The 21,215-nt window shown below is 70.4% G+C and carries 19 protein-coding genes; 10 read left to right on the top strand and 9 right to left on the bottom strand.

Annotated features, from left to right (window positions below; translation table 11 throughout):
* Positions 1–19: 19 nt before the first annotated feature.
* Both ACIPC1_RS24525 and ACIPC1_RS24530 read right to left on the bottom strand, forming a co-directional pair.
* Positions 20–787, bottom strand: coding sequence for a crotonase/enoyl-CoA hydratase family protein (locus tag ACIPC1_RS24525; RefSeq protein ID WP_402520326.1), 768 nt, complete (start codon positions 785–787; stop codon positions 20–22).
* Positions 788–993: 206 nt separating this feature from the next.
* The gene (locus tag ACIPC1_RS24530; RefSeq protein WP_402520329.1) at positions 994–1,665 is read right to left on the bottom strand and encodes a TetR/AcrR family transcriptional regulator; all 672 of its coding nucleotides are present in this window, start codon (positions 1,663–1,665) and stop codon (positions 994–996) included.
* Between the two features lie 157 nt (positions 1,666–1,822).
* Here ACIPC1_RS24530 and ACIPC1_RS24535 point away from each other — a divergent pair, with 157 nt between their 5' ends.
* The 6 genes from ACIPC1_RS24535 to ACIPC1_RS24560 all read left to right on the top strand — a co-directional run bounded on the left by ACIPC1_RS24535 (position 1,823) and on the right by ACIPC1_RS24560 (position 8,303).
* Entirely contained in the window at positions 1,823–3,055 is a 1,233-nt protein-coding gene (locus ACIPC1_RS24535; protein ID WP_402520331.1) for an oxygenase MpaB family protein, read from the top strand.
* 112 nt (positions 3,056–3,167) lie between these two features.
* Complete coding sequence (locus tag ACIPC1_RS24540) at positions 3,168–4,589, top strand: aldehyde dehydrogenase family protein (protein ID WP_402520333.1); 1,422 nt, start codon at positions 3,168–3,170, stop codon at positions 4,587–4,589.
* Between the two features lie 220 nt (positions 4,590–4,809).
* Positions 4,810–5,400 carry a carboxymuconolactone decarboxylase family protein gene (locus ACIPC1_RS24545; RefSeq protein WP_402520335.1) on the top strand — a complete coding sequence of 197 codons (591 nt, stop codon included), beginning with the start codon at positions 4,810–4,812 and terminating at the stop codon, positions 5,398–5,400.
* Positions 5,401–5,428: 28 nt separating this feature from the next.
* Positions 5,429–6,289 carry a fumarylacetoacetate hydrolase family protein gene (locus tag ACIPC1_RS24550; RefSeq protein WP_402520338.1) on the top strand — a complete coding sequence of 287 codons (861 nt, stop codon included), beginning with the start codon at positions 5,429–5,431 and terminating at the stop codon, positions 6,287–6,289.
* A 14-nt stretch (positions 6,290–6,303) separates the two neighbouring features.
* On the top strand, positions 6,304–7,545 hold the full coding sequence (locus ACIPC1_RS24555) for a VOC family protein (protein ID WP_402520340.1): 1,242 nt from the start codon (positions 6,304–6,306) through the stop codon (positions 7,543–7,545).
* A gap of 128 nt (positions 7,546–7,673) precedes the next feature.
* On the top strand, positions 7,674–8,303 hold the full coding sequence (locus tag ACIPC1_RS24560) for a malonic semialdehyde reductase (RefSeq protein ID WP_402520342.1): 630 nt from the start codon (positions 7,674–7,676) through the stop codon (positions 8,301–8,303).
* Positions 8,304–8,432: 129 nt separating this feature from the next.
* On the opposite strand, the gene ACIPC1_RS24565 is transcribed toward ACIPC1_RS24560, so the two are convergent.
* The 6 genes from ACIPC1_RS24565 to ACIPC1_RS24590 form a co-directional block, all read right to left on the bottom strand.
* Positions 8,433–9,071: a Kelch repeat-containing protein gene (locus tag ACIPC1_RS24565; protein ID WP_402520344.1), complete on the bottom strand. Its 639-nt coding sequence runs from the start codon at positions 9,069–9,071 to the stop codon at positions 8,433–8,435.
* A gap of 50 nt (positions 9,072–9,121) precedes the next feature.
* The gene (locus ACIPC1_RS24570) at positions 9,122–9,847 is read right to left on the bottom strand and encodes an IclR family transcriptional regulator (protein WP_402520346.1); all 726 of its coding nucleotides are present in this window, start codon (positions 9,845–9,847) and stop codon (positions 9,122–9,124) included.
* Between the two features lie 305 nt (positions 9,848–10,152).
* On the bottom strand, positions 10,153–10,878 hold the full coding sequence (locus ACIPC1_RS24575) for a class I SAM-dependent methyltransferase (RefSeq protein ID WP_402520348.1): 726 nt from the start codon (positions 10,876–10,878) through the stop codon (positions 10,153–10,155).
* A 171-nt stretch (positions 10,879–11,049) separates the two neighbouring features.
* A complete protein-coding gene (locus ACIPC1_RS24580; protein ID WP_402520350.1) occupies positions 11,050–13,515 on the bottom strand; it encodes a SpoIIE family protein phosphatase in 2,466 nt (821 codons plus the stop codon).
* Positions 13,516–13,655: 140 nt separating this feature from the next.
* Positions 13,656–16,043, bottom strand: a complete 2,388-nt coding sequence (locus ACIPC1_RS24585) for an MFS transporter (RefSeq protein ID WP_402520352.1) — start codon at positions 16,041–16,043, stop codon at positions 13,656–13,658.
* 182 nt (positions 16,044–16,225) lie between these two features.
* On the bottom strand, positions 16,226–16,669 hold the full coding sequence (locus ACIPC1_RS24590; protein WP_384387104.1) for an SRPBCC family protein: 444 nt from the start codon (positions 16,667–16,669) through the stop codon (positions 16,226–16,228).
* A gap of 172 nt (positions 16,670–16,841) precedes the next feature.
* Between ACIPC1_RS24590 and ACIPC1_RS24595 the strand changes: the two genes are divergently transcribed.
* The 4 genes from ACIPC1_RS24595 to ACIPC1_RS24610 all read left to right on the top strand — a co-directional run bounded on the left by ACIPC1_RS24595 (position 16,842) and on the right by ACIPC1_RS24610 (position 20,636).
* Positions 16,842–17,876 (top strand): Rv2578c family radical SAM protein, encoded by a 1,035-nt coding sequence (locus ACIPC1_RS24595; RefSeq protein WP_402520355.1) that lies wholly within the window; start codon positions 16,842–16,844, stop codon positions 17,874–17,876.
* A 147-nt stretch (positions 17,877–18,023) separates the two neighbouring features.
* Positions 18,024–19,607, top strand: coding sequence for an alpha/beta hydrolase (locus tag ACIPC1_RS24600; protein WP_402520357.1), 1,584 nt, complete (start codon positions 18,024–18,026; stop codon positions 19,605–19,607).
* Between the two features lie 49 nt (positions 19,608–19,656).
* Positions 19,657–20,055 (top strand): RidA family protein, encoded by a 399-nt coding sequence (locus ACIPC1_RS24605; protein ID WP_402520359.1) that lies wholly within the window; start codon positions 19,657–19,659, stop codon positions 20,053–20,055.
* 41 nt (positions 20,056–20,096) lie between these two features.
* Positions 20,097–20,636 carry a GNAT family N-acetyltransferase gene (locus ACIPC1_RS24610; RefSeq protein WP_402520361.1) on the top strand — a complete coding sequence of 180 codons (540 nt, stop codon included), beginning with the start codon at positions 20,097–20,099 and terminating at the stop codon, positions 20,634–20,636.
* Between the two features lies 1 nt (position 20,637).
* Here ACIPC1_RS24610 and ACIPC1_RS24615 read toward each other — a convergent pair whose 3' ends face one another.
* Positions 20,638–21,210: an adenylosuccinate lyase gene (locus ACIPC1_RS24615; protein ID WP_402520363.1), complete on the bottom strand. Its 573-nt coding sequence runs from the start codon at positions 21,208–21,210 to the stop codon at positions 20,638–20,640.
* Positions 21,211–21,215: the final 5 nt, after the last annotated feature.

Genomic DNA, 21,215 nt, shown 5'->3' on the forward strand with positions numbered 1-21,215 from the left:
TTCTCGCACCCGCCGAGCCTCAGCGGCCGGTCCAGCGCGGCGCGCGCTTCTCCGCGAAGGCCCGGGGCCCTTCCTTGGCGTCCTCGGAGGCGAAGACAGGGCGTGTGATCTCCCGCATCCGCTCCCAGGCCCGGTCGGCGGGCCAGTTCGGCGCCTCGGCCATGATCTGCTTGGTCACCCGCACGGCGAGCGGCCCGTTCGCGGCGATCGCCCGAGCCAGCGCCAGGGCGCCTTCAAGTGCGTCGCCCTTCTCCGTGACGCGGTTGACGAGGCCGTAGGTGTGGGCGCGCTGCGCGTCGAGGAAGTCACCGGTGAGGGCCAGTTCCAGGGCCACCGCACTCGGGATGCGCTGCGGAAGCCGGAGCAGGCCGCCGGCCGCCGCCACGAGGCCGCGCTTGACCTCGGGGATGCCGAATCGGGCATCGTGCGCGGCGACGACCATGTCGCAGGCCAGCATGATCTCGCAACCGCCCGCGAGTGCGTAGCCCTCCACCGCCGCGATCATCGGCTTGCGGGGCGGGGCCTCGGTCATCCCGGCGAGGCCCCGCCCCTCGATCGACGGGTCCTCACCCGCGAGAAACGCCTTGAGGTCCATCCCGGAGCAGAAGGAGCCGCCCGCGCCCGTGATGACACCGACGACCTGATCGTCCCTGCGGTCCAGTTCGTCGAGCGCCGCCGCGACGCCCTCGGCGACCGCGCGGTTGATGGCGTTGCGCGCCTCGGGACGGTTGATGGTGATGACGGTCGTACCGTCCTCACGGAATTCGGCGAGTACTGCGTCAGCCATGTCGGTCTCCCGGCTCTGGAGGGTGTGTTGCCGATGACGTGACGGTGCCCGACGCACAGGGCACCGCCCAGCCATCGAGATCGAACATTCGTTAAGTTATGAGGAGCGGTCGCCTCCTGTCCAGCCTCCGCGATCCTCAGCCGCACACTTCAGGCACCGGTGGCTCTGCGGCCGGACGCGTATGGACCCGCCCCTGACCGCGCGGTTCAGTGCGGAGGTTCGGTCCGCGATCCCGGACGACCGAGCAGCCCGTTCAGGGCCAGGCGCGCCAGGTCCTCGGCGATGGCGGTCAAATCCGCCTCATCCGGATGTGACGGCCACCCGAGCCGCTCCACCATGGGGCGGCGGGTCAGGGCAGCTGCGGGGCCGATCACGGCCGAGTACAGCAGGTACATCGGAATGTCGGGGAGCCTGCCCGCCGCGACCATGCGCCGCACGCTGGGCTCGATGCTGGAGATGAGGGGAGCGACGTATCGCTCGAAAACGTAGTCCAGGCGTTCACTGCGGAGGTGCGACTCCTCCAGCATCAGCTGGTTGAGCTGGGGCATGCGGACGGCCACCTGGTAGAAGCGGCGGACGATCGCGGTCAGCCGCTCCTCGTCGTCGTCGCTCGATTCCAGCGCCGCCGTGAGGACACCGGTCGCCCCTTCGAGCGCGTAGTCCGCGACCGCGCGCCAGAACGCCTGCTTGGAGCCGTAGCGGTCATTGATGAAGTTGTGGCTGACATCGAGCCTGTTCGCGAGCTCCCGCATGGACGCGCCGTCGTAGCCGAGTTCCACGAAGGCCTCAAGCCCCTGCCGCAGGATCTGATCCCCGGAGGGCGGCATGGGCCCGGAGGCGGAAGGGCGACCCGGCCCGCGAGTCTGCCGAACCGTCATGCCGTACTCCTTCGATGCTTGCGCGGCCCTGGTGCGACGCGTTTCAGAGTCTAGACGCAGCCCCTCCAGCCTCCGGCGCACATACTTGACGGCTGTCAGATTATGGCTAACCTGACGGGTGTCAGATATTTCTCGTCGGTCAGGAGGGCATCCTCAGATGAGGAACCAGGAAGCCAGATCCGGGCCCATGGCCTGTCACGACGGCCGCCGATGGCCCACCGAGCGCGCCGGCCGCGACGTGATCGTCGCCCAGTTCGGGCAGGGGCGCGCCGAGCTGATGGGCTGGGCGCTCACCACAGGCGACCCGCTGGCCGACGCCGTCGTCGAAGAGATACACGCACACGGCCGGCCGGTGCGTGCGGCGCTACACAGGGGCCTCACCTCGGGGCTGGCCTCGTTGACCGATCCCCCGCCCGCGGTCGCCGCCCTGCTGGCGCAGTGCGAGAGCGTGCCCGGTTACGTCGATGACGAGTTGCTGGATCGCGGGTCGCTGCCGTTCTTCAACGCGCCGGCGCCCGCGCACGCGATCTCGCTCAGCGCCGGCGCGCTCGTCCGGATCTACGAATCACCCTCGATAGCCAAGGTCCTGGCCATCACGGGCCAGTTGCTCGACGGCGTCCCGCGCCGCCTTCAGGAGACCGGCAAGTGGGTGGTCACCGCGATGCTGCCCGGATCGCTGCGGTGCGGCGAGCCCGGCTACGTGGCCACCGTGCAGGTGCGCATGCTGCACGCGCACATGCGACGGCTGGCGCTCAGCAAGGGATACGACCCCCATGTGTACGGTGCGCCGATCAACCAGGTCGATCTGGCCCGCACCTGGATGGACTTCACCCTCACCTCCTACCGCGCCGAGGCCAGGATGGGCTGGGCCCAGACGTCCGCCGAGACCGCCTCGCTGTACCGGTACTGGTGGTACATCGCCCACTTGCTGGGCATCGACGCCGCCCTGGTCCAGGGCATCACGTCCCACCTCGCCGCCGAACGGGTCGACGAACTGCTGGGGGCCGTCACAGGACCGGCCATCCCGGAATCGTCCCGGCTCGCCTCCGCCACTCTGGAGGCGATCGCGGGTGACCTGCGGCGTCTGGCCCGCATCCCGACCCGTGTGGGGTTGCCGGTGCTGTACGCACTCACCCGGCGTTTCCATGGCCGCCTGGCGGCGGACGAGCTCTGTCTGCCCCGGGCCACCGCGGCCGATGCCGCGCTCGGCCCTGTCATCCGCGTCATCGGCCGGCGCCGTGGTCGTCTGCGCCGCGAGCCCGCCGCATGGCACCACCGGCAGGAACAGGCCCTGGCGTCGGCCCGGGTGGCGGTCGGCCTGCCCGGCGACCCGGCGGCTTACCAGAACCAGGACCAGGACCAGAGCCGGCCCTCGGCGTCAGGGACGTGACAGGGCCTACCGGCAGCCCACCTTCACCGACCGGCTGCACGCGGACGGTCTGCGGGATCCGTCCCGATGACGCCTGACTCACGCACGTCAACACCGCCCTGGAGGGGTGACCATGCCCGACTACAGCAAGATCTTCATCGACGGACGCTGGGTGGCACCGGACGCGACCTCGTCCGCCGAGGTGGTCAACCCGGCCACCGAGGAGGTCATCGCCCACGTGCCGATGGGCAGCCGCCGAGACGTCGACCAGGCCGTCGCCGCGGCCCGTAACGCATCCGAAGGGTGGGCCCGCACTCCGGTCAAGGAACGTGCCGCGGCGATGGCCCGTATCGTCGCGGGGCTCCAGGAGCGCGCCGAGGAACTGGCCGCCCTGGCCACCGACGACGTGGGCACGCCGATCGGCCTGTCACGGCTGGCGCACGTCGGACTGCCCCTCAACAACTTCGCCTTCGTGGCCCAGGCCATCGCGGAGAGCGCCGAGTCGTTCGAGCAGATCGGCAGCTCCCGCGTCGTGCGCGAGCCCTTCGGAGTGGTCGGCGCGATCTCGCCGTGGAACTATCCGCTGCACCAGAGCACGGCCAAGGTCGCACCGGCGTTGGCCGCGGGCAACACCGTGGTGCTCAAACCCAGCGAGGTCGCGCCGCTGACCATCTGGGCGCTGACCGAGGTCATCGAAGCGGCCGGACTGCCGCCCGGTGTGTTCAACCTGGTCAGCGGCGACGGACCGGTCGTCGGACAGGCGATCGCCGCGCACCCCCAGGTGGACCTGGTCTCCTTCACCGGATCAACCGCCGCGGGCGTCAAGGTCAGCCAGGCCGCGGCCCCCACGATCAAGAAGGTGTCCCTGGAGCTCGGCGGCAAGAGCCCGGCGATCGTGCTGCCGGGCACCGACCTCCCCACCACCCTCTCCCAGGTGCTGCCGGCCGCCTTCCTCAACTCGGGGCAGACCTGCTTCGCGCTGACGCGGCTGCTGGTCCACGCCGACGAGATCGACCAGGTCGAAGACCTTCTCGCGGCCGAGGTCGCGGCCATGCGGCTCGGTGACCCGCGAGAGGAGTCCACCCAGTACGGGCCGCTCGCCTCCCGGGCACAACGCGACCGGGTTCTGGCGTACATCTCCTCAGCCGTCGACGAGGGGCAACGCCTGCTGGTGGGCGGGCCGCAGACACCGACCGGACTGGAGCGCGGCTTCTACGTACAGCCCACCGTCTTCACCCGGGTACCGCCGAACGCACCCATCGCCAGGGAGGAGATCTTCGGTCCGGTCCTGGTGGTGCAGGTCTACCGAAGCCTCGAGGAGGCCGTCGCGCTGGCCAACGACACCCCGTTCGGCCTGGCCGCCGGCGTATGGGCCCCCGAGCAGGCGCTCGCGCTGGCCGTCGGCGGGCGCATCCGCGCCGGACAGGTGCAGATCAACGGCGGTGGCTTCAACCCCAACGCGCCCTTCGGCGGCTACAAGCAGTCCGGCAACGGCCGCGAGTACGGCAGGTACGGCCTGGAGGAGTTCCAGGAGATCAAGTCCTTCCAGCTGTAGGCCGCTCGTCACCACGTCCGGGCGGGCAAGCGGGACTTGCGATCCAGCAGCAGGAGCCGGTGCTCAGGCCAAGGTGCGGGTCCGCGCTCCGCAGAACACAGACATTCGCTTACCGCCGATCACGCCGATCGCCACCAGTCCGCTTCCCGACAGCGGGAGCCCCCTACAGCCAGAGCCGGCGACTCCGCCGTACCCCATCGACGATTTCGGAGATCGCGCCATGCCCGATCCACAACCGGCCACCCCCTACCCACCGGCCACCACCGAGCCCCGGCTCGCGCCCCTCGGCCCCGCGCAGCGCTCGGAGGAGCAGCGTCAGCTCCTCTCGGTGGTCCGGGGCGATCAGGTCCCTCATCTGTTCAGCACGCTGGTGCAGCACCCGGCTCTCTTCCGCGCCTGGCTGCCGCTGTGCATACAGCTCCTGCGGGACTCGGTCTTCCCGCCCCGCGAGAGGGAGTTGCTCATCATCAGGGTGTCCTGGCGGTGCGGGAGCGCCTACGAGCTGGAGAACCACCGCGCCATCGGCGCCAGGGCGGGGCTCACCGACGACGACTTCGCCGCGCTGACCGGTGGCGGACCCGAACGGGCGTGGACGCCGCGTGAGCGGCTGCTCGTCGCCGCCGTGGACGAACTCCACGACGACCACACGATCGCGGACGCCACCTGGCGTGAGCTGAGTGCGCGCCTGACCACGGAGCAGCTGATCGAACTGCCGATGCTGGTGGGCCACTACATCATGCTGGCCGACACGCTTCGGGCGCTGCGGATACCCCTCGACGAGGCGCTGCCGGGCCCGCGCCTCAACCAGTAGACGATCAACAGGCAAGGAGAGCGCTCGTATGCGTATCGGAATCATCGACAACCGGCTGGTCCTGGTCGACGGCGAGTCGGCCGTCGACATCGAACGGGCCAGCAACGGCCGGATCCCCGCCGCTCCGGCAGGTCTCTTCGACGTGTGGGACACCCTCGTCGAGTGGGCCGCCACGGCAGCACCGGGCGGGGAGCAACTGCCCCTGGACCGGCTTCAGTTGCCCGTCCCGCCGCCGCGCCAGGTCTTCGCCGTCGGCGCCAACTACCGTGAGCACGTGGAGGAGGCCAAAGTCGCCCTCCCCGAGGCTCCGTTGATCTTCACCAAGTTTCCGAGCTGTCTCACGGGCCCGGACGACGCCATCCCCTTGCCCAGCCGGCACGTCGACTGGGAGGTCGAACTCGTCGTCGTGATGGGACGCCGCGCCGAACGAGTGGCCGAGCGGGACGCGTGGCGCCATGTGGCAGGCCTCACCGTGGGGCAGGACATCTCCGAACGGGCCGTACAGATGGCAGGGCCCGCACCGCAGTTCTCCATGGGCAAGTCCTTCCCGGGGTTCGGGCCGATGGGGCCGGTCCTCGTCACCCCCGACGCGCTCGAGGACCCCGACGACCTGGAGATCGGCTGCACCCTCAACGGCCGGGTGATGCAGAAGAGCCGTACCTCCACCATGGTCCACTCCGTCGCCGAACTGATCGCGCGGATCTCCGCGGTGTGCCCGCTGTTGCCCGGCGACGTCATCTTCACCGGCACACCTGGGGGCGTCGGTGCACTGCGGAACCCGAGTGTCTTCCTCAAGCCCGGCGACACGCTGGTCAGTTGGGCAACAGGCATCGGTGAGCTGCGCAACCCGGTGACAGCGGGCCCCGACTACTCCGACGAGAACAAGTAGCAAGGAGACCGGTCATGGCGACCGCAGTACACAGCGAGCAGTTCGACGTCGGCGGAGTCCTGCTGCCCCGCCCCTTCAAGATCAGGCGCTTCGGCCACTTCGGCTTCAACCTGGACCGACTCGACGAGGGGATCACCTTCTACGTCGACAAGCTCGGGTTCCGTGTCACCGACGAAGTGGACATGTTCAAGGATGCGCCCCCGCAGGCACTCCCTGCCCTGCAGAAGGTCATCACCGACCCCCGGCTGATCTTCACCAGCAACTCCGCCGACCACCACGCCCTGTTGCTGGCGCACCAGACCTTCGGCACCTTCTTCGGCAACGACCTGCACGCGAAGGACAACACGCTCAGCCAGATCACCTGGCAGGTGGGCAGCCTGCAGGAGGTCGTCGACGCCGAGGCGTACCTGCGCGCCCACGGCGTGGAGATCGGACGCGTCGGACGTGACATGCCCGGCGGCAACTGGCATGTCTACTTCCTCGATCCGGACGGGAACACGGTCGAGCTCTACTACGGCATGGAGCAGATCGGCTGGTCACGGAAATCCCGGCCGTCCGCGATGCACTACCGGGGTTTCAACACGGTGCCCTCGCTGCCCCAGATGTCGGAGGCCGCCGAGCTCCAGGAGGCGCTTGACCGCGACATCGACACGGACTCCGGCTGGAGCCCGTCCGAGGCGCACCTGAAGGAGACGTACGACGTCGGTGGCGTCCTGCTGCCACGTCCCTTCAAGATCACCCGCCTCGGTCCGGTCTCGATGTTCACCGAGCGGATGGAGGAGATGCTCGCGTTCTACACCGAACGGCTCGGCTTCCAGATCGCCGAAGAGGCGCAGTACCTCGGCAAGCGCATAGTGCACCTGCGCAGCGCGAGCGAGCATCACACCTTCGTCCTGGCGGACAAGGAGCTGCGCGGCCGCCTCGGGCTGAGCGAACACACCTCGTGTCTGAGCATCGGCATGGAAGTGGGCAGCTACAGCCAACTCCGCGCCGCCGTGCGCTACTTGGTGCAGGAGGGCTACACCCTCGTCGAGGACGTCCCGGCCGAGCTATATCTGGGCATCGACTACGCGGCCCACCTGCGCGACCCCGACGGTCACCTGGTCTGCCTCTACTCCTACATGGAGCAGATCGGGTGGGACGGAAGGCCCAGGCCGCAGAGCGAACGCCGCACGGTCACCGACCCGTGGCCCGAGATACTGCCGCCGCTGTCGGACACCTACGCCGATCAGACGTTCATGGGCCCGCTGGGCTGACCTGTGCGCGACGAGACGACTGCGACGTACCAAGCCCCGCTCGGTGAGGGGGAGTTGATCCGCATGGCTGGTCCGTGCCCGGACGGATCCAACGGCAGCACCGTGGTGTTCCGTCAAGAAAGCGAGCGATGATGTCCGCACCCTTGGCAGAGACCCTGCCGCAGCCCCTCTCCCCTCTCGACGAGACCGGGCTTGCCACCCTCTTCACCCGGGCACGCACGGCGAACAGCTTCGCTGACACTCCGGTGAGCGATGAGGAGTTGCGCAGCATCTGGGAGCTGACTCGGTGGGCACCCACGGAGACCAACAGCCAGCCGCTGCGCGTGCTGTACCTACGCACTCCGGAGGGCCGCGCCCGGGTACTGAAGCACCTGGCCGAGAGCAATCGGCCCAAGAGCGCCTCGGCACCCGTCATCGCGGTGCTGGCCGCCGACACCCGGTTCCATGAGCACCTTCCCGAGCTGCTCCCCTATCGTCCCGAGGCCCGGGAGATCTTCGAGGCCGCCACGGAAAAGCGGGCGTCGGTCGCCGACTACAACAGCGCCCTCCAGGCGGGCTACTTCATACTCGCCGTCCGTGCACTCGGTCTGGCCGCCGGGCCGATGAAGGGTTTCCACGCCGCCGGGCTGGACGCGGAGTTCTTCCCCGACGGACGTCTGCGGTCGACCTTGGTGGTCAACCTCGGGCATCCCAGCGAGCGCCCCTGGTTCCAGCGGCTCCCCCGGCTGGAACACGAGCAGGTCATCACGTGGGCCTGAGCCGGTGATCCGCCCGAGGGCTTCCGCATCTCGTTCCCCCGGCCCCGGCAAGGAAGCACTCCGCGCGCTCACCCGGACCGGGACGCGGGCCGGGACGCGGGCCGGGACTCGGGCCGGCACGTGGGCCGTTCACGACAGCGGGCCGAAGATCTCCGCGGTCGCCGTGAGCGCGTCCTCGGCGGGCCCCTGGGCGGCCGCACCGGTACGGACGGCGCCGCCCACGACGAGGACGCGGCCGTCGGGGAGAGCGGTGGCGGCGAAGTCCCAACGGGGTACCGCCATGCTCGCGGACCAGGCCCAGGCTCGGGTGAGCGGGTCGTAGAGGACGGCGTTGCGGTAGCCGGTGTCGAGGGTGACGTCATTGGTACCGCCCGCGACGAGGAGCCGGCCGTCGGGGAGCAGGACGGCGCGGTGGTGGGTGCGGCCGGTGGGCATCGGCGTGTCCGGGGTCCAGGTGTCGGTCGCCGGGTCGTAGCGCTCGGCGGTGGCCCGGCTGTACGGGTTGACGTGGCCGCCGTCGACCCCCGCACCCGGGTCGCCGCCGCCGTTGACGAGTACGGTGCCGTCGGCCAGGAGGGTGGCCTGGTGGCTGTGGCGGGGGGTGGACAGGTTGCCCGCCGGAAGCCATTTCCCGGTGTCCGGCTGGTACAGCTCGCAGTAGGCGAGCCCGGCCCCGAAGTCGCGGGACGTCACGACGTAACCGCCGAAGACCAGCACCCGGCCGTCGGGCAACGCGATCGCCGGGTGATAGAACCGCGCGTCGGACATCGGCTCGGCAGTGGTCCAGGTACGGGACTCCGGGTCGCCAAAAAAGCCCCTCAGCGCACCCGAGGAAGGACGGCCCCGTGCGTGACCGGCCGTGCGGCCTGACGCGGAACACGACGCAGGCCGTCTTCGATCACGCGGGACGCCAGGCCCAGGGTCTCCGCCAAGGTCTCCAACTTCCGGCCGGCCGGCACCATCGAGACCAGCGACGCGATCAGCTCGCCGCGTTGCCCGCGCAACGGAACGGCCACACAGGCCACCCCGGGGACCAACTCCTCCCGGTCGAAGGCCGCGCCGCGCTCCCGGATCTCCTGTGCGGTCCGCCGCCAGGAGCCCGGCAACGGGTCGAGTGGCAGCCCCGCCGGCGCGCCCGCCAGCAGCACCTTGCCCGCGGCGGTCATCGCCGACCAGGTTTCGCCCGGCCGCATGGGGGCCAGTTCGGCGACCTCACCCGGCAGCCCGGCGGCCGCCATCGTGCGGCCCTCGTGCAGCACACAGATCGCCACGGTCGCGCCGGTGGTCTCCGCCAGCCACCGTACGGTCCCGGCCGAGGCGGCCTGCAGACCTGGATACGGCTGCCAGGCGCGGCCCAGCCGGAAGATCCGCGGGCCTATCCGGTAGGCGCCCCATGAGCGCTCCACCGCGCCCAGGGCGACCAGTTGGTCAAGTAGCCGATGGGCACTGCTCTTCGGCAACCCGCTGCGCGAGGCGAGCGCGGTCAGTCTCGCCTCACCCGCCTCCTCGAGCGCGCTCAGCAGAGCGAACGCGCCTTCAAGCACTCCTCGCCCGGTATTCGTCACCGGTTGGACCCCCGTCCTGGTCCGGGCGGTCACACCACGAGACCAAGTGCCAATAAACGTCGCAGAGTCTGGCGTTTTCGGATGGTTCCCACCCCACCCGAATCAGGGCCGGACGTCGCCCCGAGCCAACCGGTTGGATACCGGCGCATGGCGACAGCAAAGAGTCTCCCGCCCGGTGGGGCCGAGCACGTCGGCGCGCCGAGCCCACAGGATCCACACACGCCGGCCCGGCGAAGGCAGGCCTTTCCACGCCCGCACACGCCGGCCCCGTGAAGGTGGGTCCTTCAGCCCGCGCGCCCCACCACGTGCCACGTCGACGGCAGTTCGATCCGGGTTCCGTCGGGCGTGTACTCCGTGGTGATGAGCGGGAGTTCACCGCTCCCCAGCACCGTCAGACCGGCCGCGCCCAGGTACACCGGCACCGCCGCGTCAGCCACCTCGCCGGGGACGATCCCGTGCGCCAGCACCGGCCGCAGCTTGGGCGGGGGTCCCTCGGCGCTCTGGGCGAGCCCCATCAGGACGGGGCGCGCGGCCTCCGACAGCTCGACCAGGAAGGCCCGGCCGCGTTCCCCGATGAGTGTCGCGATGCCGTCGACCAGGTTCTGCCGGTCGTCGGCATCGCACTGGTGGAGCACGCCCCTCATGTAGAGGTTGGCATCGCCCAGTTCCGCGTGGAGCGCCTCGACCTCGCCCTTCTCCGCGGAGTCGAGCAGCCGGTACTCGGCTGTGCCCTCCGGATCGGCGCGGCGTGCGTGGTCGAGCGCGGCGGAGGAGATGTCGGCGCCGACGACCCGGGTGAACCGCTCGGCGAAGAACCGTGTCTGGGTGCCGTTGCCACAGCCCAGGTCCACCAGCGGCAACTCGAAGTCCACCATGCGCGGTTCGAAGCGGGCGAGATGGATGCCGGCGGTCAGCACGGGCTCCGCGTCCCAGAAGACCGCCCCCTGTTCGTCGGGAGCCTCGCGCCAGAAGCCCTCCCAGGCTTCTTTGTACCGACTCGTCACACTCATGCCCAACTCCCCAGGTTGTGACGCCGACCGTCAAGGAGACGGGGCCAGATCGGTTTATCGCGCCCCGGTTACAGCCACAAGCGCATGGCACATTCCTTCACGCTCACTCGACAAGTGCACGCCGTGGTGCGCCCTGCGGACCGCCTCGCACGCCCCGATCCGCCCGGGCGGCTAACGACGTCGCGGCAGCGTCAGTTCGAACCACACGGTCTTGCCTGCGGTCGTACGGCTCGTCCCCCACTCGCGGGCCAGCGTGCTGACGACGCGCAGACCGCGCCCGAACTCGTCCTCAGGGCCGACGCTGAGCAGGGTCGGCAGCGTGTGGTCGTCGTCGTCCACCTCGCACAGCAGGGTCTCGCCGCGCACCAGGCGCAGCGCGATATGACGGCTGTGGGCATGCCGTACGGCATTGGTGACCAGCTCGCCGGCCATCAGCTCGGCCGGGTCGGTGAGCGCGGCCAGCCCCCACACATGAAGCTGCTCGCGGACCACGGCGCGTGCCCGTCCCGCCTCGACCGGGTCGGGCGCGAGCCGCCATTCGGCGACGTCCTCGGGTTCGATGCCGTTCAGGCGGGCCATCAGCAGCGCCACGTCGTCCTTGCGGCCGCCGCGGATGTTGAGTGCGCGGATGATGGTGTCACAGGCGTCGTCCATGGACGCGGCCGGGTGGGCGGCTGATTCGCAGAGCGTGGCGAGGCCGACGCCGATGTCCTCGCCGCGTACCTCGACCAGTCCGTCGGTGCACATCACGAGCCGATCGCCGGGCTCCACGCGCACGCGTACCGCCTCGAAGGGCACCCCGCCGACTCCGATGGGCGCGCCCGTCGGCAGGTCGAGCAGCTCGCTGCGGCCGTCCACGGCGCGCACGATGACGGGTGGGATGTGGCCGGCGTTGCCCATGTGCAGTTCGCCGGCGATGGGGTCGTAGACGGCGTACAGGCAGGTCGCGAGGTAGTTGTCGCCGAGCCGCTGGGCGAGGTCGTCGAGGTTGCGCAGGAGCTGGGCGGGCGGCAGGTCGAGCGCGGCCATGGTCTGGACGGCGGTGCGCAACTGGCCCATCATCGCCGCGGAGTTGAGACCGTGCCCCATCACGTCACCGACGACCAGGGCGGTCCGCGATCCGGGCAGCTTCACGGAGTCGAACCAGTCGCCGCCGACCCGGCCGAGGAGTGTGCCGGGCAGATAGCGGGTGGCGATGTCGCAGCCGGCCATCCGGGGCGCGATGCGCGGCAGCATGCTGTCCTGGAGGGTGTCGGCCACGCTCTCCTGGTACGTGTACATGCGCGCGTTGTCGAGTACGAGCCCCGCACGGGCGGCCAGTTCGGCGCCGGTCACGCGGTCCATGTCGTTGAACTCGACGCGCTCCGGGTGGCGCAGCAGGATCATGAAGCCGAGCACCACATTGCGGGCCTTCAGGGGGACGACCAGCATGGAGCGGTGGGTGATGAGCGGCCTGATGTCGCGCTTCTCGAACTGCGCGGCGATCATGTGCCCCATCTGCTCGCTGATGCGCGGCACGAGGACGGGCTCACCGGTGGTCATGCACTGGAAGAACGGCGTGTGCGCCGGGAAGGGCATGGCCTCACCGACCGGCACGACGTCGTCCCAGCGGCCCGGCTCGTCCGTGTGCTCCAGCGCGACGCGGTGCCACATGGTGGTCGTGTCGGGCACACCTTCGTGGAAGCCCTCACCGGCGACGACCTGTTCGCGCAGATAGGTACCCGCGACATCGGTGAAGCGCGGCACCACGGCACGGCTGACCTCGAGGATGGTCCGCGCCAGGTCGAGCGAGGTGCCGATGCGCCCACTGACCTCGTTGAGGAACTCCAGGCGCTCGCGTACGGCGACGTATTCGAGGTCCTCGCCCTCGTCCTGGACGTCTCCTGGCAGGGGTTCACCGATGGCCGCCGCCCGGGCGGCCCGCTCGCGGCGCGCCCTGCGCTCGACGCGCCGGGGCACGCCCCAGTCGGGGGTGACGGGCACCCGGTCGCTCTGGCTGAACTCCAGGACGGGATAGCCCAGTTCGAGGACCTGCGCGACGATCCGGGCGCCCTCGCCGACGCTCATGCTGGGCAGGATCTCGGGAAGCCCGCGGGCCAGCTCCTCGGCACCGGGGAAGTCGGTGTGCAGGGCGAAGCCGGGCGCAATGCGTTCGACGGCCGCCCCGTCGTGGTCGTAGCCCTCTTGGCGCATCGCGCCCGCGTCGGCGGCCAGCACCAGCAGTCGCTCCGGTCCGGGCCCCACCAGCGGGTACGCCCACCACAGCACGTCGACCCGGTCGCGGCCGCTCACCGTGAGCCGGGCACGCCCGGCGGCCGGGTAGGAGAGCCGCCCGTCGAGGGAGGACTCCAGGTCGGGACCGAGTCCGTCGTACGCCGCGTACGCCCCGTAGGGCGCCGTTTCCTCGTCCTCGGGGAGTACGCCGGAGACCGGGAGCAGATCGACGGCGGGGCGACCCACCGCGTCCTCCTTGGAAGCGCCGAACAGGCGCCTGGCGCCGGTGCTCCAGTGTGAGACCAGGCCGTCACGGTCCACGGCCACCACGGCCAGCGGGATCCGGCCGACGGCAGCGTGCTCCACCACGTCGTCCCCAGCTCCGCGGCTGGGAGCTGCGCCCGTTTCGGTGCCACGGTCCATGGCCCAGGCCCTCTCTCCCCACGGCTCCGGAAGATCTGTGCCGCCCCCACTACCGTACGGCGGTGGCCCGTCGCGATGTGTGGCAATACGCGAATTGAACCCGCGAGTAGGGTCCGGCGCCCCGGGGGCTTCGCGAAGTGTCAGTCCTCGTGCCCCAGTTGCAGGTCGCGTTCCGTCCTGCCACCCCCGGCGACCTGGAGCACGGTGGCCACCGGCGGATAGCCCGCCGCGATGACGGTGTACTCGCCGGAGGACAGGTCGACGAACCGGAACGTTCCGTCGGCGCCGGTGGTGAGGGTGTCCACCACGTTGCCCGCGGCGTCCAGGAGTGTCACGCGCGCGTCCTCGACGGGACGTCCGCCGCCGGCCCGCACGGTGCCGCGCAGCACGGCGCCGCCCGCGAGTTCGACGTCCTGGCGGGTCTCGCGGGCGGCCTGCACGCTGACGGGGAGCGCGGCCGGGCGGAAGGCGGGCGCGCTGGCGGCGAGGGTGTACTCGCCCGCCACCAACTCCGTGATGACATAGCCCCCTTCGCGCCCGCTGCGGGTGGTGGCGACCACCTCCCCGTGGACGTTGGTGAGCGTGACGATGGCCTCGCGCACCGGGGTGCCGTCCGCGGTCAGCACGCTTCCGGCGAGACGTCCGGCCCCGCCGAGCACGACGTCCAGCTCCACGGGGCGTTCGCCGACGGTCACCGAGACGGCCTGCGGCTGGTGGCCTCCCGCCGCGGCGATCAGGACGTACGACCCCGATCCGGGCGTGGACAGCGCGTACCGTCCGTCCGCGCCGCTGGCGCCCCGTCCGATCTGCTGCCCGGCGATGTCGATGAGGGTGAGCGCGGCACGCGGCACGACGGTGCCGTCGGGGTGCTGGACCGTGCCGCAGACGGGGATCCCGGCGGCGTAGGAGGTGCGGGCGTGCGGGACCTGGGTGAGCGGTGCGGACTCGGCGTCGGTGGCGGGGGCGTTGTGGGACACCAGCGGTTTCTCCTTGAGGAAGAAGGCGATCAGCAGGCCGAGGACGAGCACCGGCACCAGGAAGAGGAAGATCCGCGGCATGGCTTCCGCGTACGCCCCGATGTAGGTGTCGCGCAGGGCGGCCGGCATCGCGTGGACGAGCTGCGGGGTGAGGGACTCCGCGTCCGGAACACCGGTCCCGCCGCTCGCGGGGAGGCGGTCGGCGAGTTCGTCGGCGAGCCGGTTGGCGAAGAGTGTGCCGAAGACGGCCGCGCCGACGCTGCCGCCGATCTGCCGGAAGTAGTTGTTGGCGCTGGTCGCGGTGCCGAGGTCGGCCGGGCGTGCGGAGTTCTGCACGGCGAGGACGAGCACCGGCATCACCATGCCGATTCCGGCGCCCAGCACCGCCATCCAGATGCTGTAGTGCAGCCTGGGTGTGTCGACTTCGAGCCGGGACAGCAGCCACATGCCGAGGACCGAGAGGGCGCCGCCGAGGATCGGATAGACCTTGTAGCGCCCGGTCTTGCTGATGAGCTGCCCGGAGATGACCGACGCACCGACGATGCCGCCCATCATGGGGAGCATCAGGAGTCCCGACTCGGTGGCCGAGGCCCCGTCCACCATCTGCAGGAACGTCGGCAGATAGCTTGCCGCGCCGAACAGCGCGACGCCGACGATCAGCCCCACCAGCGCGGTGATGTTGAAGACGCCGTCCCTGAACAGCCGCAGGGGGATGAGGGGTTCGGCCGCGAAGTGCTCGGCGACGAGGAAGAGGACCGTCGAGGCGAGCGCACCCGCGCCGAGCCCCAGGATGACCCGCGAGTCCCACGCGTACTCGGTGCCGCCCCAACTGGTCAGCAGGACGAGGCAGGTCGACGCGGCGGCGAGCAGCAGCGCGCCCGGCACGTCGAGGCGCGCTCTGGTGCGGGGTTTGGGCAGTTTCAGTACGACGGTGACGACGGCCAGGGTGAGCAGGCCGAAGGGCACGTTGATGTAGAAGCACCACCTCCAGGTGAGGTGGTCGGTGAAATAGCCGCCGAGGAGCGGGCCCGCCACGGAGGCGAGGCCGAACGCGGCGCCGATCAGGCCCATGAAGCGGCCGCGTTCACGCGGCGGCACGATGTCCGCGATGATCGCCTGCACGCCGATCATGAGGCCGCCCGCTCCGACGCCCTGGAGTGCGCGGAAGGCGATCAGCTGGTCCATGGTGCGCGACCAGCCGGCGAGCGCGGAGCCGATCACGAAGATGACGATCGCGAACTGGAAGACGCCCTTGCGGCCGAAGAGGTCGCCGAGCTTGCCGTAGATCGGGAGTCCGACGGTGGAGGTGAGCAGATAGGCGGTGATCGCCCAGGACATCTTGTCCAGGCCGTGCAGCTCTCCGACGATCTTCGGGAGCGCGGTGGCCACGATCATCTGCTCCAGCGCCGCGAGCAGCAGCGCGAGCATGAGCCCGAGGAAGACCAACCGGATCTGGCGTGGACCCAGTTGGCCGGTCTCGACGGCCGGTGGCGTGCGGTCCTGCGGGGGTGCGGCAGCCGGTTCGTCCTTCACCAGAGTGATCCCGCCCACGTACCGCTCCCCTCGTCGCACCTACCTGCACAATTCCCGCTTACGCGACAACTGCTGGCAAGCACGACGAGTTACGGCGTAACACCCCGCGACGCAGAGATCCACTCGAACTGGTGAGGACTACAACGCGCCCTGGAGAACTGCCTCTTGGGCCGCGCACCCCGTGAAGTCGCTTTTGCGGGCTACTTCTCCACCTCGGCGGCGAGCTTGGTGAGCACCAGTTCGTAGATCCGGCCGAGACCCTTGGGCGCGAAGGTCTTCTCGAAGAAGCCGCCGATGCCGCCCGCGCCGTTCCAGACGGTGGTGACGACGGCGCGCGACTTGCCCTCGCCCGCGGGGGTGACACGCCAGGTGGTGACCATCGAGGAGTTGCGGTCCTTCTCGACGAGCTCGCCGTCGGTGGGCTCGCTCACCTCCAGCAGGCAGTCACGGACGCGCTTACTGGTGGCCTGGAGCTTCCAGTGGACGAGGGTGCCCTCGCCGTCGCCGCCCTCGCGCACCTCGTACTCGCTGAAGTGTTCGGGCAGCAGCTTCGCGCGTGTGCCGGTGTAGTCGGCGAGAGCGTCGAACACCGCCTCCGCGTCCGCCGCGATGACTCGTTCCGTCGTCGCCTCGACCTGCGCCATTGCACTTCCTCCAGCACTTGGTTCCTCGGGATGTGCGGCCAGCCAACCACCCCCCGGCCGGGCCGCCCAAATCGGGGTGCCCCTAGGGCGCCGCACGGATCGCCGCATACCGGGTCGCACGATCAAGGGAACATGTGTTCTATTCTGTGGTCAGTGCTACCGAGGAGGCCTCATGCGCTGGGAGAACCTCACAGCGGACCCCACAGGGAATCCCGCCAGGGACGCCGCGCTGTTCGGCGCGGACGCGGTGATCACCCGTACGTTCGACACCCCGGAGTTCCGGGGCGTCACCTTCCACGAGATCCGGGCCAAGTCGATCGTCAACCGGGTGCCGGGGGCCTCCCGCATGCCCTTCGAATGGACCGTGAATCCCTATCGGGGCTGCACGCACGCGTGTGTGTACTGCTTCGCCCGCAAGACCCACAGCTACCTTGACCTCGACTCAGGGCTCGACTTCGACTCCCAGATCGTGGTGAAGGTCAACGCGCCGGACCTGCTGCGCCGCCAGCTCGGCTCACGCCGCTGGCACGGCGAGCACATCGCGATGGGCACCAACGTCGACTGCTACCAGCGGGCGGAGGGCCGCTACCGGCTGATGCCCGGCATCATCGGCGCCCTGCGCGACCACGCGAACCCCTTCTCGATCCTCACCAAGGGCACGCTGATCCTGCGCGACCTCGACCTTCTCAAGCAGGCCTCCGAAGTCACCGACGTCGGGATCTCCGTCTCCGTGGGCTTCACCGATCCCGAGCTGTGGCGCACCGTCGAGCCGGGCACACCCGCGCCGGAGCGTCGCCTGGACGTCGTACGCACCCTGACGGACCACGGCATCGGCTGCGGGGTCCTGATGGCCCCGGTGATCCCCTTCCTGGGCGACGACCCGGCGCAGCTGCGCGCCACCGTACGGGCGATCGCCGCGTCCGGCGCCACGTCCGTGACCCCGCTCGTGCTGCATCTGCGGCCCGGCGCACGCGAGTGGTTCATGGCCTGGCTGGAGCACCACCACCCGCATCTCGTACGCCGTTACGAGCGGCTGTACGCGGAGGGCTCCTACGCCCCGAAGTGGTACCAGCGGCGGATCACTCGTCAGGTCCACGAGCTGGCCCAGGAGTACGGCATCGGTCCCTCGGGCGCGGGGATGCCGCGCAGGATCACGGCCGCACCCGAGCCGGCCACGCCGGAGCCGACTCAGCTCACCCTCCTGTGAGGGCGACCCTGACGCATCCGAGCGCATCCGGCGGCCCGATCGGGTCAAGTCTCGCCAGAACGGGTTCTTCCGGACGCCCTTTCCGGGACGATGCGGCGAAGGCCGTGGCGTGCACGGCTCAGAATCCTCCGTCCCGGGAGGCCCCCCATGAACAAACGCGCAGCCGCTCTGTGCGGTGCTGCCGCTGTCGTGGCAGGGATGATCACGTCGATCCCCGCCGACGCGAGCTCCGGCTCCGCGACCGCACCGCGCACCGCCCCGACCGCGAAGCTCAGCTGGAAGAAGTGCGGCACGACCGCCTATCCGACGCTCCAGTGCGCGTCCTTGAAGGTGCCGCTGGACCACTCCAACCCGTACAGCGAGCGGATCACCCTGGCGCTCTCGCGCGTCCCGCACACCGCGAAGACGTACCAGGGACCGCTGCTGGTGAACCCCGGCGGCCCCGGCGGCAGCGGGCTCACCCTCGCCGGGTACGTCGCGTCCGCGCTGCCCAAGGCGGTGGCGGCGCAGTACGACGTCATCGGCTTCGACCCGCGCGGCGTCGGCGCCAGCAAGCCCGCCCTGGACTGCAAGCCGGGGTACTTCGACCCGGTGCGCCCCGACACCGTGCCCAGCACCCCGGCGCTCGAAAAGGCCAACCTCGCGCGCGCCGAGTCCTTCGCGAAGGCGTGCGCCACCAAGTACGCGAAGCTGCTGCCCTACATCGACACGGTGAGCGCGGTCCAGGACATGGACGCGATCCGGCACGCGCTCGGCGCCAGGCAGATCAACTACTTCGGGTACTCGTACGGCACCTACCTGGGCGCCGTCTACGCCAAGCTCTACCCGGACCGCGTACGGCGCCTGGTCCTCGACTCCATCGTCGACCCGACCGGTGTCTGGTACGCCGACAACCTCACCCAGGACTACGCCTTCAACGACCGCCATCTGGCCTTCATGTCCTGGGTCGCCAAGCACAACAGCGCGTACAAGCTCGGCACCGACCCCGCCAAGGTCGAGGCCAAGTGGTACGCGATGCGCGCGGCGCTCGCCAAGAAGCCCGCGGACAAGAAGGTGGGCGCCTCCGAACTGGAGGACACCTTCATCCCGGGCGGCTACTACAACGGCTACTGGCCCTACCTGGCCGAGGCGTTCGCCGCCTATGTGAACGACAAGAACGCGGACCCGCTGGTCGAGGCGTACGGCAACTTCGCCGCCATCGACGCCGCCGGTGACAACGGCTACAGCGTCTACGCCTCGGTGCAGTGCCGTGACGCGGCCTGGCCGCGCGACTGGAGCCAGTGGCGCGAGGACAACTGGGCGGTGTACGAGAAGGCACCGTTCATGGCCTGGAGCAACGCCTGGTACAACGCGCCGTGCGCGTTCTGGCCGACGCACTCGCTCCATCCGGTCGACATCGCCAACGACGCCATCCCGCCGGCACTGCTCTTCCAGGCCACGAACGACGCGGCCACCCCGTACGAGGGCGGCGTCACCGTCCACAACCTGCTGGGCGGCTCCAGCCTGGTGGTCGAGCAGGGCGGCGGGAACCACGGCATCTCGCTGAGCGGCAACGCCTGCCTGGACAAGTACCTGGCGGCGTATCTGACGGACGGCAAGGTGCCGCGCAGCGGCGGTGAGGTCGACGCGGTGTGTGAGACGCTGCCCGACCCGGCGCCGCTGAGCACCAAGGCGGCATCCACCACCTCACGCGGCTCGACACTGCACGGCCTCCTCGGCTTCCGAGGCTGAGCGGCGGCCCGTCGGGGGCGTTGTCAGACCCATGGTCCACCATGGACGCATGAGCGAGCTGACACGAATTCCCGCCCCCGACGGGGTCGCTCCCGCCGCCGCGTACACCCACGTCGTGATGGGCACCGGCCGCTTCGTGGCGGTCTCGGGCCAGCTCGCCCTGGACGAGGACGGCAAACTCGTCGGCGAGGGCGACCCGGACGCGCAGGCCCGCCAGGTCTTCGAGAACCTGCGGCGCTGCCTGGCCGCCGCCGGTGCCGGCTTCGACGACGTCGTCAAACTCACCTTCTTCGTCACGGACATGGCGCACATGCCCGCGATCCGCGCCGCCCGCGACGCGCACATACCCGCGGACCGCCTCCCGGCCGCGTCGGCGGTCCAGGTCGCCGCGCTGGTCCGCCCGGAGTTCCTGATGGAGATCGAGGCGTACGCGGTCCTCCCCGAGTAATCGAGGAGACCGCGCGACCACCCGACGCCTAGGGTCCCGCCATGAGCGCCCCCACCACCATCCGCGAGATGCCCCTCGCCGACTGCCCCCGCGTCTCCGAGATCCGCATCCGCGGCTGGCAGACCGCGTACAAGGGGCTGATACCGCAGTCGTATCTCGACGCGCTCAGCGTGGCGGAGGAGACCGCACGGCGACTTGAGCGCTTCGGGCGGGGCGGCGGCGAGGTCGTGAACCTGGTCGCGGAGCAGGACGCCGAGGTGGTCGGCTGGGTCTGCCACGGGCCGTACCGGGACGGTGAAGTCCGCACCGAGGACGCCGAGTTGTACGCGATCTACGTCCGTCCCGACCGGGTCGGCGGCGGTGTGGGGGGCTCGCTGCTGAGGGAGTCGACCATGCGGTGTGCCGCCGCCGGGTACGAGCGGATGCTGCTGTGGGTGCTCAAGGAGAACACCCCGGCCCGTCGCTTCTACGAGCGGGCCGGGTTCGTCCCCGACGGGGCCGAGGAACCCTTCGAGGCCGATGGTGTCGCGGTGCCCGAGGTTCGCTACCTCCGTGCACTCGCCGATGCCGAGAGCCGTTGACCTACGCCTTCGGCAACCGCGCCAGCGCCCGCACCGCCGCCTCCGCGAGCGTCGGATGCGCCAGCGCCTCATTGAGGACCGGCCTCGCGCGTACGTCGCCGAGTGCGCCCAGCCCCTCCACGCAGGCGAGGGCGACCCTGCGGTAGGGGTCGTGCGGGTGCAGTCTGCGTTCCAGCGTGGCGATCAGGGCGGGCGCGGCCTCGGGGGCGCGCAGCTCGGTCAGCAGGCGTACGGGGTGCAGGGCGTAGGCGACGCGCATCTCATTGGTGGCGAGTGCGGCCGCCGCTCGTGCGGTGCGTGGGTCGCCGAGCCGGGCCAGGGCGTACGCGGCGGAGACGCAGCGCTCCGGCTCGCGGTGGTTGAGCAGCAGGACGAGCGCCTCGAAGGCCCGCCGGTCCCCGGCGACCCCGAGCCGGAAGGCGACCAACTCCCGTGCCCACAGCGGCTGCCCGGGCTCGGTGAGCGCGGCGGCCAGCTCGTCCACGTCCTCGGTCGCCACAAGGCGGTCGTACGTCGCCGAAGCCCCGGCCTCGCTCCGTAAACGCTCCGTGAGTGATCGCAACTCTTCGTCCATGACGA

Source organism: Streptomyces sp. NPDC087263, assembly GCF_044744645.1.
In the GTDB taxonomy this organism is placed as follows: domain Bacteria; phylum Actinomycetota; class Actinomycetes; order Streptomycetales; family Streptomycetaceae; genus Streptomyces.

Bases quoted from the DNA above. Each gene is read 5' to 3' on its own strand.
- ACIPC1_RS24545 (WP_402520335.1), top strand. From the start codon at position 4,810: ATGCCCGATCCACAACCGGCCACCCCCTACCCACCGGCCACCACCGAG.
- ACIPC1_RS24530 (WP_402520329.1), bottom strand. From the start codon at position 1,665: ATGACGGTTCGGCAGACTCGCGGGCCGGGTCGCCCTTCCGCCTCCGGG.
- ACIPC1_RS24525 (WP_402520326.1), bottom strand. From the start codon at position 787: ATGGCTGACGCAGTACTCGCCGAATTCCGTGAGGACGGTACGACCGTC.
- ACIPC1_RS24555 (WP_402520340.1), top strand. From the start codon at position 6,304: ATGGCGACCGCAGTACACAGCGAGCAGTTCGACGTCGGCGGAGTCCTG.
- ACIPC1_RS24600 (WP_402520357.1), top strand. From the start codon at position 18,024: ATGAACAAACGCGCAGCCGCTCTGTGCGGTGCTGCCGCTGTCGTGGCA.
- ACIPC1_RS24590 (WP_384387104.1), bottom strand. From the start codon at position 16,669: ATGGCGCAGGTCGAGGCGACGACGGAACGAGTCATCGCGGCGGACGCG.
- ACIPC1_RS24575 (WP_402520348.1), bottom strand. From the start codon at position 10,878: ATGAGTGTGACGAGTCGGTACAAAGAAGCCTGGGAGGGCTTCTGGCGC.
- ACIPC1_RS24560 (WP_402520342.1), top strand. From the start codon at position 7,674: ATGATGTCCGCACCCTTGGCAGAGACCCTGCCGCAGCCCCTCTCCCCT.
- ACIPC1_RS24550 (WP_402520338.1), top strand. From the start codon at position 5,429: ATGCGTATCGGAATCATCGACAACCGGCTGGTCCTGGTCGACGGCGAG.
- ACIPC1_RS24535 (WP_402520331.1), top strand. From the start codon at position 1,823: ATGAGGAACCAGGAAGCCAGATCCGGGCCCATGGCCTGTCACGACGGC.
- ACIPC1_RS24580 (WP_402520350.1), bottom strand. From the start codon at position 13,515: ATGGACCGTGGCACCGAAACGGGCGCAGCTCCCAGCCGCGGAGCTGGG.
- ACIPC1_RS24595 (WP_402520355.1), top strand. From the start codon at position 16,842: ATGCGCTGGGAGAACCTCACAGCGGACCCCACAGGGAATCCCGCCAGG.
- ACIPC1_RS24615 (WP_402520363.1), bottom strand. From the start codon at position 21,210: ATGGACGAAGAGTTGCGATCACTCACGGAGCGTTTACGGAGCGAGGCC.
- ACIPC1_RS24565 (WP_402520344.1), bottom strand. From the start codon at position 9,071: ATGTCCGACGCGCGGTTCTATCACCCGGCGATCGCGTTGCCCGACGGC.
- ACIPC1_RS24610 (WP_402520361.1), top strand. From the start codon at position 20,097: ATGAGCGCCCCCACCACCATCCGCGAGATGCCCCTCGCCGACTGCCCC.
- ACIPC1_RS24540 (WP_402520333.1), top strand. From the start codon at position 3,168: ATGCCCGACTACAGCAAGATCTTCATCGACGGACGCTGGGTGGCACCG.
- ACIPC1_RS24605 (WP_402520359.1), top strand. From the start codon at position 19,657: ATGAGCGAGCTGACACGAATTCCCGCCCCCGACGGGGTCGCTCCCGCC.